Below are 14,504 nucleotides of genomic sequence, written 5' to 3'. Positions count from 1 at the left end.
GGGAGTAACGGCATGAACGTTGGATTCATCGGGCTCGGCGCAATGGGGGCGGCCATGGCGGCCAACCTGCTCAAGGCCGGGCACACGGTCACCGTATGGAACCGCTCGCCGGAACCGGCCGCGGCCCTGGCTGCTCAGGGAGCGCTGGTGGCAGAACGTCCTGCGGATGCGGCACAAGGCGAGGCCGTGCTGAGCATGCTGGCGAACGACCAGGCCGTACGTGCGGTGATTCTCGACGGCGGTGTGCTCGAGGCGATGCCGTCGGGTGCCGTGCACGTGAACCACGCCACGATATCGGTGGCTCTGGCGAAGGAACTGGTCGCGGTACATGCACAGCACGGGGTCGGTTATGTCGCGGCACCGGTGTTCGGCCGTCCTGACGTGGCCGCCGCCGGTACGCTCAATATCCTGGCTGCGGGTGAAGCGGCCAGCATTGAGCAGGTGCGCGCGCTGCTGGAGGCGATGGGACGTCGGGTGTGGTCACTGGGTGAGGCTCCCGAGCGCGCCAACGTGGCAAAGATCGCCGGCAATTTCATGCTGGCCGCGGCGATCGAAAGCATGGCCGAGGCCTCGGCGCTGACCCGGGCGCACGGTATCGAGGCGGCCGACTTTCTCGAGGTGATGACGTCCACGCTGTTCGCTGCACCGGCCTACCAGGGTTACGCCAGGCTGATTGCGGAGCGGCGCTTCAAGCCAGCCGGTTTCACCCTGCCGCTGGGTTACAAGGACGTCAGTCTGGCCCTGGCGGCGGGCGAAGCTGCGCGGGTGCCGTTGCCGTTTGCCGGTGTGCTGCGCGACAGCCTGCTCGAAGCGTTGGCGACCGGTGATCCCGACCGCGACTGGTCGGCGCTGTCGCAAGTAGCGGCGCGCCGGGCCAATCTGCCCGACGACTGAGCGGCGGACGGTTCCGGAACGGCGTTCAGCCGCGCCGGCGTTGCGCCAGCCAGCGGTCGAGCTGGTTGGCGAAGGCCTGCCGGTCGCGCGCATGGAAGGCGGCGTGACCACCGGTGTCGATGCCGCTGCCACGCAGTTCGTCCATGAAATTGCGCATCGACAGGCGTTGCGCGATGGTCTCCGGGGTGTGCAGCGCGCCACGCGGGTCCAGCGCCAGCGCCCCCTTTTCGACCACCAGCGCAGCCAGCGGGATGTCTTGTGTAACCACTAGGTCGCCAGCGTTCACGCGCTGCACGATCTCGTTGTCGGCCACATCGAGGCCGGCCGGCACCTGCACCGCACGGACCAACGGTGACGGCGGGGTGCGCAGGTACTGGTTGGCGACCAGGGTCACGTTGATCCGTTCGCGCTCGGCGGCACGGAACAGGATCTCCTTGATGACGCCCGGGCAGGCGTCCGCGTCGACCCAGATCTGTGCACCGTCGCTCAACAGTCGCTCCAGTGCAGCATGCCGTCGACGATGGTGTGGGTGCGGCCGCCGATCCATACGGCGCCATCGACGATATGCGCGGTCAGGCTGGCGTCGTGGCCGATTTCGCGTCCCTGGCTGACGGTATAGCCGCCGGCCAGTGGTCCGTGCGGTTCGGCGTGCGCGATGTAGGCGGCGATCAGGCCATTGGCGGCACCCGATGCCGGGTCCTCGACGATGCCGACACCGGCGGGCAGGGCACGTACCACCAGCTGGTAGTCGGCGTGTCCGCTGCGTGCAAAGGCGCACAGGCCCATGCTGTCGCTGGCATGGGCCAGTGCGCCGATCGCCTGATGGTCGGGCTGCCAGGCACGCAGGGCGGCTTCGCTCTCCACTTCGGCCAGCCACCAGCGACGGCCGCCGTCGACCAGGGCCGGCGGCAGCGTGCCGGTGCCAATGCCGTTCAATGCCGCAGCGAACAGCGGGTGGGCGTCGCTGCCGGTGGCCAGTATCCGCTCGCCAGGCGATTGCAGTAGCAGGCGGCGGTCGGTGCCTTCGCCTTCCACCCGCACCGGCAACACGCCGGCGCCGCACTCCTGCCACAGCAGGCCCTCGACCGGCGCAGCCAGCCCGCACTCCAGCACGGCGTGTGCGCTGCCGATGCTGGGGTGTCCGGCGAAGGGGATTTCCTTGTGCGGGGTGAATATCCGCACGCGGTAGCTGGCTCCGGGGGCGGATGGCGGCAACAGGAACGTGGTCTCGACTAGGTTGGTCCAGCGCGCGAAGCGCTGCATCTGCGCGTCGCTCCAGCCGCGCGCGTCGGTGACCACACCAAGGTGGTTGCCGACGCCACGATGTGCGGCGAAGACGTCCAGGTGCAGGTAACGAATGGGATTCATGAGCTCGACGGGCGGCCGTGGCCGCATGGGGAGCGCGCATTCTAACGGTCGACAAGCACACGCGTGAACGCGAAGATGGGAGGATTCATGTTCAAGGTCGGAATTGCCATATGTCGCTTGTGTTGATCCTGATTCTCGCGGGCACCTGCATTGTCTCGTTCATCGCCTTCAACAACCGCAAGGTGATGGACGACCTGATCCTCTGGCCGCCGGCAGTGTCCCGCAAGCGCGAGTACTACCGCCTGCTGACCTACGGTCTGGTGCATGCGGACGGCACCCATCTGCTGTTCAACATGCTGACGCTGTACTTCTTCGGTCGTGACATGGCGCCGTTCTATGACGGGTCGATAGGCAGCATGTTCGGGTTCGCCCTGTTCTACCTCGGCGGCTTGCTGGTTTCGATACTGCCGACGTATCTCAAGAACCGGAATAACTCGAACTACCACAGCCTCGGTGCCTCGGGCGCCGTGTCGGCGGTATTGTTCGGTTACATCCTGCTGGCGCCCTGGTCGCAGATCATCGTGCTGGTGATTCCGATGCCGGCGATCATCTATGCCGTGCTGTATACGGCTTATTCCATCTACATGGATCGGCGCGGACGGGATAGCATCAATCACAGTGCACATCTGTGGGGCGCCGCTTACGGCGTGGTGTTCACCTTGCTGGTGAATCCGCAAGTGCTGCCGCATTTTCTCGGCGAACTGGCGCAGCCTCACTTCTGACACGGGCGGCATGCTCACGTCCGGGTCATGATGGGCGTGTCCATACTGGGGTATTGGCAACCGAAGGAGTACGAACGCATGGCAACGACCCGCAAGTCGGCCGCGAAGAAATCCTCGGCCGGAACTTCCGTCTCCCGAACGACTTCCAGGAAGGTCGCGGGAGCACCTGCGAAAAAAGCGGCAACCAGGAAGGTCGCTGCAGCGCCCCCGGCAGCCAAGACATCTGCCACGGGCAAACGGGCCGCAGCCAAATCCACCGCCAGAAAGTCAGCGGCCCACAAGGCCGGGACAGCTGCGAGCACCGCCAAGAAGGCGTCGTCGCAAAAGCCCACCGCGAAGAAAGCCGCACCCGCAAAGCCTGCCGCCAGGAAGCTTGCCGTAAAGAAAGCGCCGCCGAGAAAGTCGGTGACGAAGAAGGCCGCTGTCCGCACGACGGGGCTGGGTCGCAAGACGGTTGCCCGGTCCGCGGCCGACGTATCGACATCACCGGCTCCGGCACCGGTGCCACATATCACCCAGGAAGAGGCGGTGGCGCAGATCCAGGCGCTGCTGGATGCCAAGCGTCGGCGCATGCGTCGCGATTCGTCCGCCGCTACGACCAGCAAGGCGCCAGGCACTGCGGCAGCGGCCCATGCACCAGACAAGGGCACGAAACGCGGCAAGCGCTGAACAGGTAGCGTGTCGACCGGAACGTTGCGTGGTGCGAAGGGGCTTGAGTCGTATGGGCAGGACAGGGAGCCTGTTTGTGGATTCTTGGGACTCAGTGCCAGTTCAAGCGGGTGCTGTCAGCTTGGATCCATATTTCCATGGAGGACTGCCATGAAACGTCTGCTGGCTATTGCTTCCATCCTCGCTGCGACGGCATTGCTGTCGGGCTGCTACGTGGCCCCCGGCTACAGTTATGTACGCAGCAACGGCTACCAGGGTGGCGCCTACTACGGCCGCGGTCCCGCGGTGATCTACAACGACAGCTATTACGCCTCGCCGTACTACTACGGATATGGTGGTTATGGCTATGGCTGCTGCGTGGCTCCGGGTATCACCGTGGGTGGAGTCTGGTACAGCCGGCCGCGCTACGGCGGCGACTACCATCGCGACCGTGATCATGGCGGCTGGCATGGTCGCCCGGCGCAGCGGGGGGGCTACCATGGTGACGGTGGCCATGACCGTCGATCACGCGGTCACTCGGGGCACGATGACCACCGTCATCACTGATTCCGTGGGGTGTGCGGGAGGCCTCGCGCCTGCATGAGGGGGCGGTGGAATCTGCCGCGTCGCGGTCCGTTTCCGAAGTGGCTGTTCGGTATTGCGTTGATGTGCCTGCTGTCGGCCTGCGCGAATCTGCGTTACTACGCCCATGTGACGCATGGCGAGGGTGAGCTGCTGCTGCATCGCCGCAGCATCGCCAAGGTGTTGCGCGACCCTTCCACGTCACCCGCACTGGCGGTACGACTGCGCCTTGCCCAGCAGGCAAGGCGCTTCGCCTGGCAGCGGCTGGGCTTGCCGCATAACCGCAGCTATACCTATTACGTGGCCCTGGATCGCCCTTATGTGGTGTGGAACGTGTTCGCCACACCACGTTTCTCGGTCCAGGCCGTCCCGCAGTGTTTCCCGTTTGCCGGCTGCGTGGCGTATCGAGGCTGGTTCAGCGAAGCGAGGGCCGAGGCCGACGCTGCGCGGCTGCGCAAGCGCGGCGATGACGTCTACGTGGGCGGGGTGCCGGCGTACTCCACGCTGGGCTGGTTTGCCGATCCGATCCTGTCCAGCATGATGGAATGGGACGACGACGATCTGGCCAGCACCATCTTCCACGAGCTGGCGCACCAGCTGATCTACGTGAAGGGCGATACCGCATTCAATGAATCGTTCGCCACCTTCGTGCAGACCGAGGGGCTGCGCGAATGGCGTGCCGCGCGCGGCCTGCCTCCGGACGACGGCAAGGCTCGGCAGATGGCCGACGGTTTCACCCGGCTGGTACTGGGGCTGCGCGATCGTCTGAAGGCGTTGTATGCCAGTGGCGTGGACGAGGAGGCCATGGCAGCCGGCAAGCACCGCGAGATCGAAGCCTTCCGTCAGCGCTACAAGGCATGGCGCCACACGCATTGGCCGGGCGACCACCGCTATGACGCCTGGGTGGCGCGGCCGATCAACAATGCGCGCCTGTTGCCGTTCGGCCTGTATGACCAGTGGACGCCTGCCTTCGCGGTGTTGTTCCGGGCCAGCCATGGGCAGTGGCCGGCGTTCTACCAGCGGGTCCGGGCATTGGCCCATGAGCGCAAGGCAGAGCGTGATTCGACCCTCCAGACACTGGCGGAGACGTCACACGTACACTCCTGAAGCCTCAGTGCTTCACCTTGTGCTTTGCCATGTACCTGAGATACGCGATGACCGCGTTCAGGTCGGCATCGGACATGTCGTCCTGCGTGGGGAATCCGTGCATCTTGGCTGTGGGCCAGCGGTGCAGCGACTGCGGATTGCGGATGAAAGCGCGTAGCAGGTCGGGGTGCAGGTATTCGGTGGGGTTGTACGGAATGTTGAGATCCGGCCCCAGCGTGGCGTGGCCTTCGCCGTTGAGCGTGTGGCAGGCGAAGCAGGTGCGCTTGAATACCGCGAATCCCCGCCGAACCGGGCTGCCGGCGGGCAGTGTCGGGCTGGGCACGATCGCCGGGAAGCGGCGGTCGACGCTGCGGGTCAGGCGGATCTCGACCAGCCGGTAGGGCCACTGCTCCGAGCTGATGTGGGCGGCTTCGGGGTGTGTCCACACCAGGTAGAGCGGCGCCGGACTCTGGTCTTCGTGGGGCATGTCGGGCCAGGCATGCGCGGGGTCCTCCACGGCCAGCCAGGGGTGGGCGCCCTGCCGATTCAGGAGAACGGCGGCAGGTATCTCCGCAATGAAGCCGTCGGCGGCGACGAATTGAAGGTGGTCACCGGGGGCGATGCCGGGCAGCAGATCCCGCAGGGGGATCGCGCGGTAGCGCATGGCGCGGCCGTAGGCGACATCGTGCGGAATGGCGACCGTGCGTGCGTCGGGCCGGGCGAGCAGCTGGGCGGTGCTGTAGACGGTGCTGCCGTGCCCGAGGTCGATCTTCAGGTCTGCGGCATGGACGGGCAGGGCAAGGCATAGCGCGATCAGGCAGGCGGTCCAGCGCATCGGCATGGTGTTCTCCGGCGAAATGAAACGATTGTAGAGCCGGGGAGGCGGTTGCCTGCCAGGCTGTCTGGAGGATAAACGCTGCCCTTGAACTTTCCCCGTGGCGGCCACACTAAGCACACGTATCGCCGTGATGGCGACAAGAGGCGGCACAGTACATCGTGCCGCCGAGGGGTCGGCCAAACCTCCCCAAGGCCGTCGACCTGACAAGCCCCGCGCGTCCATCCCCTGGCTCGCGGGGTTTTTTTATGCCTGCCGGCAGCCCGTAGGCGGGCATCGATGGATCGCCACCGCTCCGGGCCGGGCATAATCAGGCCTGCCGCCGCGCTCCCCAGGTCTGCTGCACGGCGATTCCCCGCGAACGATGGACGACCCATGATCATCGAATCCCTGCTGGATACCGATCTCTACAAATTCTCGATGATGCAGGTGGTGCTGCACCATTACCCGGCCGCCCAGGTCGAGTACCGCTTCAAGTGCCGCAATCCGGGCATCGACCTGGTGCCCTATATCGATGAGATCCGGGCCGAACTGGCCGCGCTGTGCGAGCTGCGCTTCACCGCCGAGGAGCTGGACTATCTGCGCGAGATGCGCTTCATCAAGAGCGACTTTGTCGACTTTCTGGGCCTGTTCAAGCTCAACAGCAAGTACGTGACGATCGAGCCGGCCGCGGCCGGCAACGGCGAGATCGATATCCATGTCCGTGGGCCATGGCTGCATACCATTTTGTTCGAGGTCCCGCTGCTGGCGATCGTCAACGAGGTGTATTTCCGCAACACCCAGCCAGGACTGGACCTTGCCGAAGGACGCCGACGCCTGCACGAAAAGGTGGCGATGCTGCACGAGACGCCGGACTTCGAGCATTGCCACATCGCCGATTACGGCACGCGCCGGCGCTTCTCGCGCGACTGGCATGAAGAGGTGTTGGTCGCGCTGCGCGATGGCCTGGGCAGGCAGCTGGCCGGCACCAGCAACGTGTGGTTCGCCAAGCGCCTGGGCATGACTCCGCTGGGCACCCTGGCCCACGAGTATCTGCAGGCGCACCAGGCGCTGGGTCCACGCCTGCGCGACTCGATGGTGGCGGCGCTGGAAACCTGGGCCAGGGAGTACCGCGGCGATCTCGGCATCGCGCTGTCCGATGTGTATGGACTTGAGGCGTTCCTGCGCGACTTCGACATGTACTTCTGCAAGCTGTTCGACGGTGCCCGGCACGACTCGGGCGACCCGTTCGCCTGGGGCGAGCGGATGATCGCGCACTACCGTGCCAACCGCGTCGATCCCCGCAGCAAGGTGCTGGTCTTCAGCGATGGACTGGATATTCCCAAGGTGATGCAGCTATACGAACACTTCCGTGGTCGCTGTCTGCTGGCCTTCGGTGTCGGTACCAATCTCAGCAACGACGTGGGGCCGGAACCGCTCAACATCGTCATCAAGATGGTCCGCTGCAACGGGCAGCCGGTGGCCAAGCTCAGCGATTCGCCCGGCAAGAACATGTGCGACGACGAGGCCTACGTGACCTATCTGCGTCAGGTGTTCGAGATTCCCGCCTCGCAGGGCTGACCGGGCAAGGCTGACGTGCAGGCGCCGCTTGCGCGGCGCCGTGGTCACGGATTCCGGTCCGTCGAACGAGGACCGGGCGTGCTGCGGTTGAAGAAGGTCAGAATGCCGGCAGCACGGCGCCGTGATACTTCTTCTCGATGAAGGCCTTGATGGCCGGGCTGGTCAAGGCCTTCGCCAGTTTCTGCACGCGTGGATCGTTAACTTCATCGGGGCGGCCGACCAGGTAGTTCACGTACGGCGAATCCTTGTTCTCGATCAGCAGCGCGTCCTTCTGCGGATCGAGGCCGGCGGCCAGCGCGTAGTTGGTGTTGATCAGCGCCAGATCCACTTCGTCCAGGGTGCGCGGAAGCATGGCGGCCTCCAGCTCCTTGAACCGGAGGTGCTTGGGGTTCGCCACGATGTCCTGCAGCGAGGACAGCTGGTCCTTGGGGTTCTTCAGCGTGATCAGGCCGTTGTGGGCCAGCAGCAGCAGGGCACGGCCCTCATTGCTCGGGTCGTTCGGCAAGGCCACGCTGGCGCCATCGGGAAGCTGGCCGATGTTCTTGTATTTGCGCGAGTAGGCGCCGAACGGCTCGATGTGCACGCCCACGATGGTCACCAGATGCGTGCCGTGCTCGCGGTTGAAGGCATCCAGATACGGGCGGGTCTGGAAGTAGTTGAGATCGATGGCTTTTTCGGCAACCAGCAGGTTGGGTTGAACGTAATCGGCGAAGACCTTGATCTTCAGCTTCACGCCTTCCTTCGCCAGGATCGGCTTGACCTGCTGCAGGATCTCGGCATGCGGGATGGCGGTGGCGGCCACGGTGAGCGTGTGCGGGTCTTCGTCGTCATGCGACGCGCAGCCGGCCAGCAGCAACAGGGCCAGCGTGGCGACGACGGCGGCAAGCAGCAGTTTCATGGCGTGAGTCTCTTTGCGGCGCACAAGGATAGCCGTCCATACGGCCATGTGCAAAACGCCTGTCAGTGCCTGGAAAGCCTCGTCACGATACGCTCGCCGATGACCTGGAGCGCTTGTACCAGAACGATCAGCAGGAATACGGTCACCACCATGTAGTCCGACTTGTAGCTCAGGTAGCCATATCGATAGGCCAGATCGCCAAGACCGCCGGCGCCGATCGCGCCACCCATCGCGGTGTAGCCGACCAGTGCGATGGCGGTTACGGTGATCGCGGCGGCGATACCGGAGCGGGCCTCGGGCAGCAGTACGCGTCGCACGATCTGCCAGGTGCTGGCACCCATGGCTTGTGCCGCCTCGATCACGCCGGGCTGCACCTCGCGCAGAGAGGTCTCCACCAGCCGGGCGAAGAACGGCGCGGCGCCGATCACCAACGGTGGAATCGCGCCGCGGATGCCGAGGCGGGTGCCGACGAGAAAATAGGTGACCGGCATCAGCACGATCATCAGGATGATGAAGGGGATCGAGCGCAGCACGTTCACGATCAGCGCGGTGAGCCCATAAAGCCTCGGCATGGCGCGCAACTGGCCGCGTGCGGTGAGGTATAGCAGAACCCCGAGCGGAAGGCCGATCAGCACGGTAAGCGCCAGCGAACCGCCCAGCATGAGCAGGGTGTCGACGCAGCCCTGGCCGATTTCGCCCCAGTCGTCGATGTTGGGGAACAGGGCGTGCAGCAATGGTGCGGCGGTCATCGCGTCATCTCCTCGATCTCGATGCCGGCACCGCGCAGCGCCTGCAGTGCGGCGTCCACGTTGGCGCCTTCGAGTGCCAGTGTGAGCTGGCCGTAGGGCAGGTGCTTGATACGGTCGATGCGGCCGGCAAGGATGTTGAAATCCACCCCGGTTTCGCGCATGACTCGGCTCAGCGAGGGTGTCCACGTGGCCTCGCCGCGGAAGCTCAGGCGCAGGATGCGTCCGCTCACCTGCGCATACGGCGCCTGTTCCGCGGCGCTTTCCTCGGGCAGCGCTTCTTCCACGAAGCGCCGTGTGGTCGGGTGCTGCGGGTGCAGGAACACGTCGGCTACCGCGCCCAGTTCCACCATGTGTCCGCTGTCCAGCACCGCTACGCGGTCGCAGATGCGGCGGACCACATCCATCTCGTGGGTGATCAGCACGACGGTGAGCCTGAGTTCGCGATTGATCTCGGCCAGCAGCTCCAGCACGTCGCCGGTGGTCTGCGGGTCGAGCGCGCTGGTCGCCTCGTCGCAGAGCAGGATCGACGGGCGGTTGGCCAGGGCGCGGGCAATGCCGACGCGCTGCTTCTGGCCGCCGGATAATTGCGACGGGTATTTGTCGGCGTGCCCGCTCAGGCCGACCCGTGCCAGCAGTTCATCGACGCGTGCGCGGATCGTGGACGTGTCGTGCTGGCCGGCGAGCTTCAGCGGGAAGGCCACGTTGTCCGCTACCGTCTGCGAGTCGAGCAGGTTGAAGTGCTGGAAGATCATGCCGATGCGCTGGCGCTGCATGCGCAGTGCGGTGTCGTCCAGTGCGGTCATATCCAGATCGCCGACCAGCACGCGGCCACCGCTGGGCCGTTCCAGCAGGTTGATCATGCGCAGCAGGGTAGATTTGCCGGCGCCCGAGTGCCCGATGATGCCGAACACCTCGCCGTCGTCGATATCGAGGCTGAAGGGAGCGAGGGCCGGAACGTCACGGCCATCGACGTGGTAGGACTTGTGGACGTCGAGGAAACGGATCACGGCGGTCGGGACTGGAGGCGGGACGGTATTCTAGCCGCTGGCGTAGACTTCCATACGTCCAGTTTTCCCCTCATGCCCGATCAGGCCACGCCATGACCAGTGTCTACGATTTCAGCGCACGTGACATCGACGGAAACGAACGCCCGCTAGCCGAATGGCGTGGGCGCACCCTGCTTATCGTCAACGTGGCCTCGAAATGCGGTTTCACCCCGCAATACGAGGGACTGGAGGCGTTGTGGCGCGAGCATCGCGACCGCGGCGTCACCGTGCTGGGCTTTCCCTGCGACCAGTTCGGCCACCAGGAACCGGGTGACGAAGCGGAGATCCGCAGCTTCTGCAGCACCCGCTACGACGTCAGTTTTCCGATGTTTGCCAAGATCGAGGTGAACGGTGAGGTGGCGCATCCGCTCTACAAGTGGCTGAAGCACGAGGGCAAGGGCATCCTAGGCAGCGAGGCGATCAAGTGGAACTTCACCAAGTTCCTGATCGGCCCGGACGGACAGGTGCGCAAGCGTTACGCGCCGACCGATACGCCCGCGAAGATCGCCCGCGACCTGCCCGCAAGTTGAGCGCCTGCCCGGCCGATGGCCGGGTTCAGCTCCGGCCCTGCAGGGTCGCCAGCAGTTCGGCGATGGCATCGATGTCACGTCCGGCCGGCGGAGCACTGTCGGGTCGGTGGTAGTGGTTGAGCATGATGGCGAAGGCCAGATGCTCTCCGCCGGCGGTGGTGACATAGCCGGCCAGGCAGTCCACGTAGGTCATGCTGCCCGTCTTTGCATGCACATTGCCCGCGGCGGGCGTATCACGCATGCGCCACTTCAGGGTACCGTCGACGCCGGCGATCGGCAGCGCATTGCGTAGTTGGTCGGCATACGGCTGCGCAGCCAGGTATTGAAGCAGGCGCACCAGCGCGGCCGGCGTGGTGAGGTCCTGCCGCGAGAGTCCCGTACCTTCTTCGAGCAGGGCTTCCGACGGTGCGATACCGATCCGCTTGAGCAGCGCCTGTAGCGCATGCAGGCCCCAGTCGGTGCTGCTCATAAACGTTGTCGGCGGCGGGTCCGATGTGGCGGCAGCCTGTGCGCGCACGCCCGCGATCTGCAACAGGTTCTGCAGATACAGGTTCTGCGAGCGTTTCAGGCCGCTGCGAAGCACGTCGATCAGCGGCGGCGACAGCACTTCGCCCAGCAGTTGTGCGTGTGCCAGCAAGTCCGTGTCCTGTTGCGGCCAGCGCAGCGTGCGTACATGACCTAACAGCTTGATGCCGTGCTGAGCGAGCGCCCGCTGTAGTTGTGCGCCGGCAAACCGCAGCGGATCGTTGATGGCCAGCCGGTAGTGCTGCACTGGCGAGCCCGCGGGCGCGCTGCCGAAGGCATACAGCGTGGGCGAGTTCGGGGCGCGGTAGAGATTGATGTTCGCGGGCGAGTGCGTGGCACCGGTGTGCATCGTGTTGCGCAGCGTACCCACCCCGTCCGCGGGGTCGAGCGTGACGCGGGTGGGCCAGCCGGGGCGGTTCGCCGGATGCACGGTGGCCGTCATGGTGTTTTCGTCGACCGTGAGTGCCGAGGCGGGCGCGGCGTACCAGTTCTGCAGGTCGCTGGCTTCCCAGCCAGGGCCGAGGCGCGGGCCGGTGAAATAGCGGGCGTCGGCGATCAGGTTGCCGCGGATGCGACGGATGCCGCGCGCGATCAGCTGACGGGCAAGCTGGTCGGCCCAGTCGGCGGTGGCATCGGTTGCGCCGAGCGACGGGTCGCCCATGCCGTACAGCACCAGCGGTCCTTCCAGGGTGCCTTGCCTGATCGGTCCGGTACCCAGCAGGCGGGTGGGAATGCGGTAATTGGCGCCGACCGTGTCGAGGCTCAGCGCGGCGGTGTATAGCTTCGCCGTGGACGCAGGCAGCAGCAGGTGGTCGGGACGATAGCTGTACAGCGTGTCGCCGCTGTCCAGCGACACTACCTTGATGCCCCAGGCGGCACCGGCGAAACGCGCCTGGTGGATGATCGCGTCGATCTGCCCGCCCAGCGCGGCGATCGAATGCGCAGCCGGTGCCGGCGGGGCCTGCGCGAACGTTCCAGTGGGCAGAAGGAGGGCGAACGTGGCGAGGACAAGGGCGGCGAGGTGGGCGCCAGGGCGCGTCGGCGGGGTCTGCTTCATCCGACGAGTATCCCGCAGCGGTGCCATGCTCAGCCAGTTGCCGGGCTGGCGATCCATGCGCCACGGTGTCGCAGTCGCCATGCCATGAAACCGAGGCTGGCCCCGCGCATGGCCATGAAGGCCACGAAGGCGAGCCATAACCCGTTGTTGCCCCAGTCGCGGCAGGCCCATGCAAGCAGCCCGAAAAGCAGCGCCGACAGCAGCATGCCGTTGCGCATTTCGCGGGCGCGGGTGGCGCCCACGAAAAGGCCATCGAGCAGGTAGCTCCACACGCCGACCAGCGGAAGGATCGCCAGCCAGGGCAGGGCGCGGTAGGCGATCCGGCGCACGGCCGGCAGGCTGGTCTGCAGATCCACGAACAGGTGGCCGAAGCATGTAAAGAACAGCGCGAAGCCGAGGCTTCCCAGCAAGGACCATCCGCCCGCCACGACCAGTGCCCGGTGCAGACTGGCGGTATCCCGGGCGCCGATGGCGTGACCGGTCAGCGCCTCGATCGCGTTGGCGAAGCCGTCCAGCCCGAAGGCGGTCACCATCAGCCCGTTCAGCAGTAGCGTGTTCGCTGCGACCACGGCATCGCCCAGCCGCGTGCCGAGCAGTGACATCGAGAAGAACACCGCAACCAGCGCCAGCGTGCGCAGGAAGATGTCGCGGTTGACCAGCAGCAGCGGCCGCCAGTGCGTCCACTTGCGCATCGCCTGCCAGTCGGCCCGGCCGCCCAGGTTGCGCAACATGCCGCGCGCGCGGTTCAGGCCGAACAGGGAGCCACACCACACGCCGCCGACCGATGCGCATGCGATGCCCGGCACCCCCATCTTCAGTCCCGGCACCAGCAGCAGGTTCAGTGCGATGTTGACCAGGTTGGTCACCAGCAGCAGATACAGTGCGGAACGTGTGTCGTGCTTGCCGATGAACCAGCCTGCCAGCGCATAGTTCAGCATCGCCGCAGGCAGGCCGAACAGCCGCAGGTGCAGGTACTGCAGGCCCAGGCTGCCCAGGGCGGCGGACGGGTGCATCTGCGCGATTAACCATGGCAGTACCGGCCACATCAGCGTGCCCGCTAAGAGGCCCATGACTGCCGCCAGCAGCAGCGCCTGCGCCAGGATCGTGCGCAGCGCCGTTCCGCTGCCGCTGCCGTGCGCCTGCGCGGCAAAGCCGGTCGTGCCCATGCGCAGGAAGCCCATGCACCATACCGGCAGGGTGTAGATGGCACTGCCCACCGCAACGGCCGCAAGGTCGCTGGTGTGCGGCAGGTGGCCGGCCACCGTGCTGTCCACCAGCGTCACCAGCGGAACAGACAGGTTGGACAGGATCATCGGCGTGGCCAGTGCCCAGACGTGTCGATGGGTCGGGCCGTGGCGCCAGTCGGCCAGCAGGGTTGCCATGTCTTCGGGGTTCCGGTGGGTGGTGCATTCTGGCTTGGCGGCGCGGCTGCTCCGGGAAGGCGTGGCGCCGATCTGTTAGGCTGTTCGTTCGTACCGGCGCAGAACCGGTCCATTCACACGTTACCGGAATTTCCCACGATGCAGATCGCACCGCGCACCGTCGCCTCCTTCCATTACACCTTGACCGACGATGCCGGCCAGGTCGTCGACAGCTCCGCCGGGCGCGAGCCGCTGCCCTACATGCATGGCCAGGGGCAGATCGTGCCGGGCCTGGAAAAGGCGATGGAAGGCCACCAGGTCGGCGACAAGTTCAATGTCGATGTGGCGCCCGCCGAAGGCTATGGCGAGCACCAGCCGGAGCTGATCCAGGCCGTGCCGCGCAGCGCTTTCCAGGGCGTGGACAACATCCAGCCGGGCATGCAGTTCCAGGGCCAGGGGCCGCAGGGCGTCTTCAACGTCACCGTGACCAAGGTCGAGGACGAGACCGTGCACATCGACGGCAACCATCCGCTGGCCGGCAAGACGCTGCACTTCGCCATCGAGGTGGTCGAAGTGCGCGAGGCCACCGAAGAGGAACTGTCCCACGGCCACGTGCACGGTGCCGGCGGCCACCAGCACTGAG

General features: G+C 65.8%; 16 protein-coding genes. 7 read left to right on the top strand and 9 right to left on the bottom strand.

Annotated features, from left to right (window positions below; translation table 11 throughout):
* The first annotated feature begins 12 nt into the window (after nucleotides 1-12).
* Nucleotides 13-894, top strand: coding sequence for an NAD(P)-dependent oxidoreductase (locus RA164_RS10520; RefSeq protein ID WP_412731020.1), 882 nt, complete (start codon nucleotides 13-15; stop codon nucleotides 892-894).
* 25 nt (nucleotides 895-919) lie between these two features.
* Here the strand turns inward: RA164_RS10520 and RA164_RS10515 are convergent, their stop codons facing one another.
* Nucleotides 920-1,384 (bottom strand): YaiI/YqxD family protein, encoded by a 465-nt coding sequence (locus RA164_RS10515; protein WP_329740801.1) that lies wholly within the window; start codon nucleotides 1,382-1,384, stop codon nucleotides 920-922.
* Nucleotides 1,381-2,262, bottom strand: a complete 882-nt coding sequence (locus tag RA164_RS10510; RefSeq protein ID WP_329740800.1) for a PhzF family phenazine biosynthesis protein — start codon at nucleotides 2,260-2,262, stop codon at nucleotides 1,381-1,383. Before RA164_RS10510 ends, RA164_RS10515 begins: the two co-directional genes overlap by 4 nt.
* Nucleotides 2,263-2,372: 110 nt before the next feature.
* Here RA164_RS10510 and RA164_RS10505 point away from each other — a divergent pair, with 110 nt between their 5' ends.
* Nucleotides 2,373-2,984: a rhomboid family intramembrane serine protease gene (locus tag RA164_RS10505; RefSeq protein ID WP_329740799.1), complete on the top strand. Its 612-nt coding sequence runs from the start codon at nucleotides 2,373-2,375 to the stop codon at nucleotides 2,982-2,984.
* A 14-nt stretch (nucleotides 2,985-2,998) separates the two neighbouring features.
* Here RA164_RS10505 and RA164_RS10500 read toward each other — a convergent pair whose 3' ends face one another.
* Entirely contained in the window at nucleotides 2,999-3,556 is a 558-nt protein-coding gene (locus RA164_RS10500; protein ID WP_329740798.1) for a hypothetical protein, read from the bottom strand.
* A gap of 247 nt (nucleotides 3,557-3,803) precedes the next feature.
* On the opposite strand from RA164_RS10500, the gene RA164_RS10495 reads away from it, so the two are divergent.
* Nucleotides 3,804-4,199 carry a hypothetical protein gene (locus tag RA164_RS10495; RefSeq protein ID WP_329740797.1) on the top strand — a complete coding sequence of 132 codons (396 nt, stop codon included), beginning with the start codon at nucleotides 3,804-3,806 and terminating at the stop codon, nucleotides 4,197-4,199.
* Between the two features lie 99 nt (nucleotides 4,200-4,298).
* Nucleotides 4,299-5,321, top strand: coding sequence for an aminopeptidase (locus RA164_RS10490; RefSeq protein WP_329743530.1), 1,023 nt, complete (start codon nucleotides 4,299-4,301; stop codon nucleotides 5,319-5,321).
* A gap of 4 nt (nucleotides 5,322-5,325) precedes the next feature.
* Here RA164_RS10490 and RA164_RS10485 read toward each other — a convergent pair whose 3' ends face one another.
* Complete coding sequence (locus tag RA164_RS10485) at nucleotides 5,326-6,141, bottom strand: c-type cytochrome (RefSeq protein WP_329740796.1); 816 nt, start codon at nucleotides 6,139-6,141, stop codon at nucleotides 5,326-5,328.
* Between the two features lie 369 nt (nucleotides 6,142-6,510).
* Here RA164_RS10485 and pncB point away from each other — a divergent pair, with 369 nt between their 5' ends.
* Nucleotides 6,511-7,695: a nicotinate phosphoribosyltransferase gene (gene pncB / locus RA164_RS10480; RefSeq protein WP_329740795.1), complete on the top strand. Its 1,185-nt coding sequence runs from the start codon at nucleotides 6,511-6,513 to the stop codon at nucleotides 7,693-7,695.
* 97 nt (nucleotides 7,696-7,792) lie between these two features.
* On the opposite strand, the gene RA164_RS10475 is transcribed toward pncB, so the two are convergent.
* The 3 genes from RA164_RS10475 to RA164_RS10465 all read right to left on the bottom strand — a co-directional run bounded on the left by RA164_RS10475 (nucleotide 7,793) and on the right by RA164_RS10465 (nucleotide 10,349).
* Nucleotides 7,793-8,593, bottom strand: a complete 801-nt coding sequence (locus RA164_RS10475) for a MetQ/NlpA family ABC transporter substrate-binding protein (RefSeq protein WP_329740794.1) — start codon at nucleotides 8,591-8,593, stop codon at nucleotides 7,793-7,795.
* A 62-nt stretch (nucleotides 8,594-8,655) separates the two neighbouring features.
* Nucleotides 8,656-9,342 carry a methionine ABC transporter permease gene (locus RA164_RS10470; RefSeq protein ID WP_329740793.1) on the bottom strand — a complete coding sequence of 229 codons (687 nt, stop codon included), beginning with the start codon at nucleotides 9,340-9,342 and terminating at the stop codon, nucleotides 8,656-8,658.
* The gene (locus RA164_RS10465) at nucleotides 9,339-10,349 is read right to left on the bottom strand and encodes a methionine ABC transporter ATP-binding protein (protein ID WP_329740792.1); all 1,011 of its coding nucleotides are present in this window, start codon (nucleotides 10,347-10,349) and stop codon (nucleotides 9,339-9,341) included. Before RA164_RS10465 ends, RA164_RS10470 begins: the two co-directional genes overlap by 4 nt.
* 92 nt (nucleotides 10,350-10,441) lie before the next feature.
* Between RA164_RS10465 and RA164_RS10460 the strand changes: the two genes are divergently transcribed.
* Nucleotides 10,442-10,918, top strand: a complete 477-nt coding sequence (locus RA164_RS10460) for a glutathione peroxidase (protein WP_329740791.1) — start codon at nucleotides 10,442-10,444, stop codon at nucleotides 10,916-10,918.
* Nucleotides 10,919-10,943: 25 nt separating this feature from the next.
* Here the strand turns inward: RA164_RS10460 and dacB are convergent, their stop codons facing one another.
* Together dacB and RA164_RS10450 are read right to left on the bottom strand one after the other, a co-directional pair.
* Nucleotides 10,944-12,581, bottom strand: coding sequence for a D-alanyl-D-alanine carboxypeptidase/D-alanyl-D-alanine endopeptidase (gene dacB / locus RA164_RS10455; RefSeq protein WP_329740790.1), 1,638 nt, complete (start codon nucleotides 12,579-12,581; stop codon nucleotides 10,944-10,946).
* A complete protein-coding gene (locus tag RA164_RS10450) occupies nucleotides 12,530-13,882 on the bottom strand; it encodes an MATE family efflux transporter (protein WP_329740789.1) in 1,353 nt (450 codons plus the stop codon). Before RA164_RS10450 ends, dacB begins: the two co-directional genes overlap by 52 nt.
* Nucleotides 13,883-14,020: 138 nt before the next feature.
* Here RA164_RS10450 and RA164_RS10445 point away from each other — a divergent pair, with 138 nt between their 5' ends.
* Nucleotides 14,021-14,503, top strand: a complete 483-nt coding sequence (locus tag RA164_RS10445; RefSeq protein WP_329740788.1) for an FKBP-type peptidyl-prolyl cis-trans isomerase — start codon at nucleotides 14,021-14,023, stop codon at nucleotides 14,501-14,503.
* Nucleotide 14,504 lies beyond the last annotated feature (1 nt).

Origin of the sequence: Dyella sp. A6, assembly GCF_036320485.1 — a bacterium.
Classification (GTDB): domain Bacteria; phylum Pseudomonadota; class Gammaproteobacteria; order Xanthomonadales; family Rhodanobacteraceae; genus Rhodanobacter_A; species Rhodanobacter_A aluminiiresistens.
This window is presented reverse-complemented; position numbering and strand designations above follow the sequence as displayed.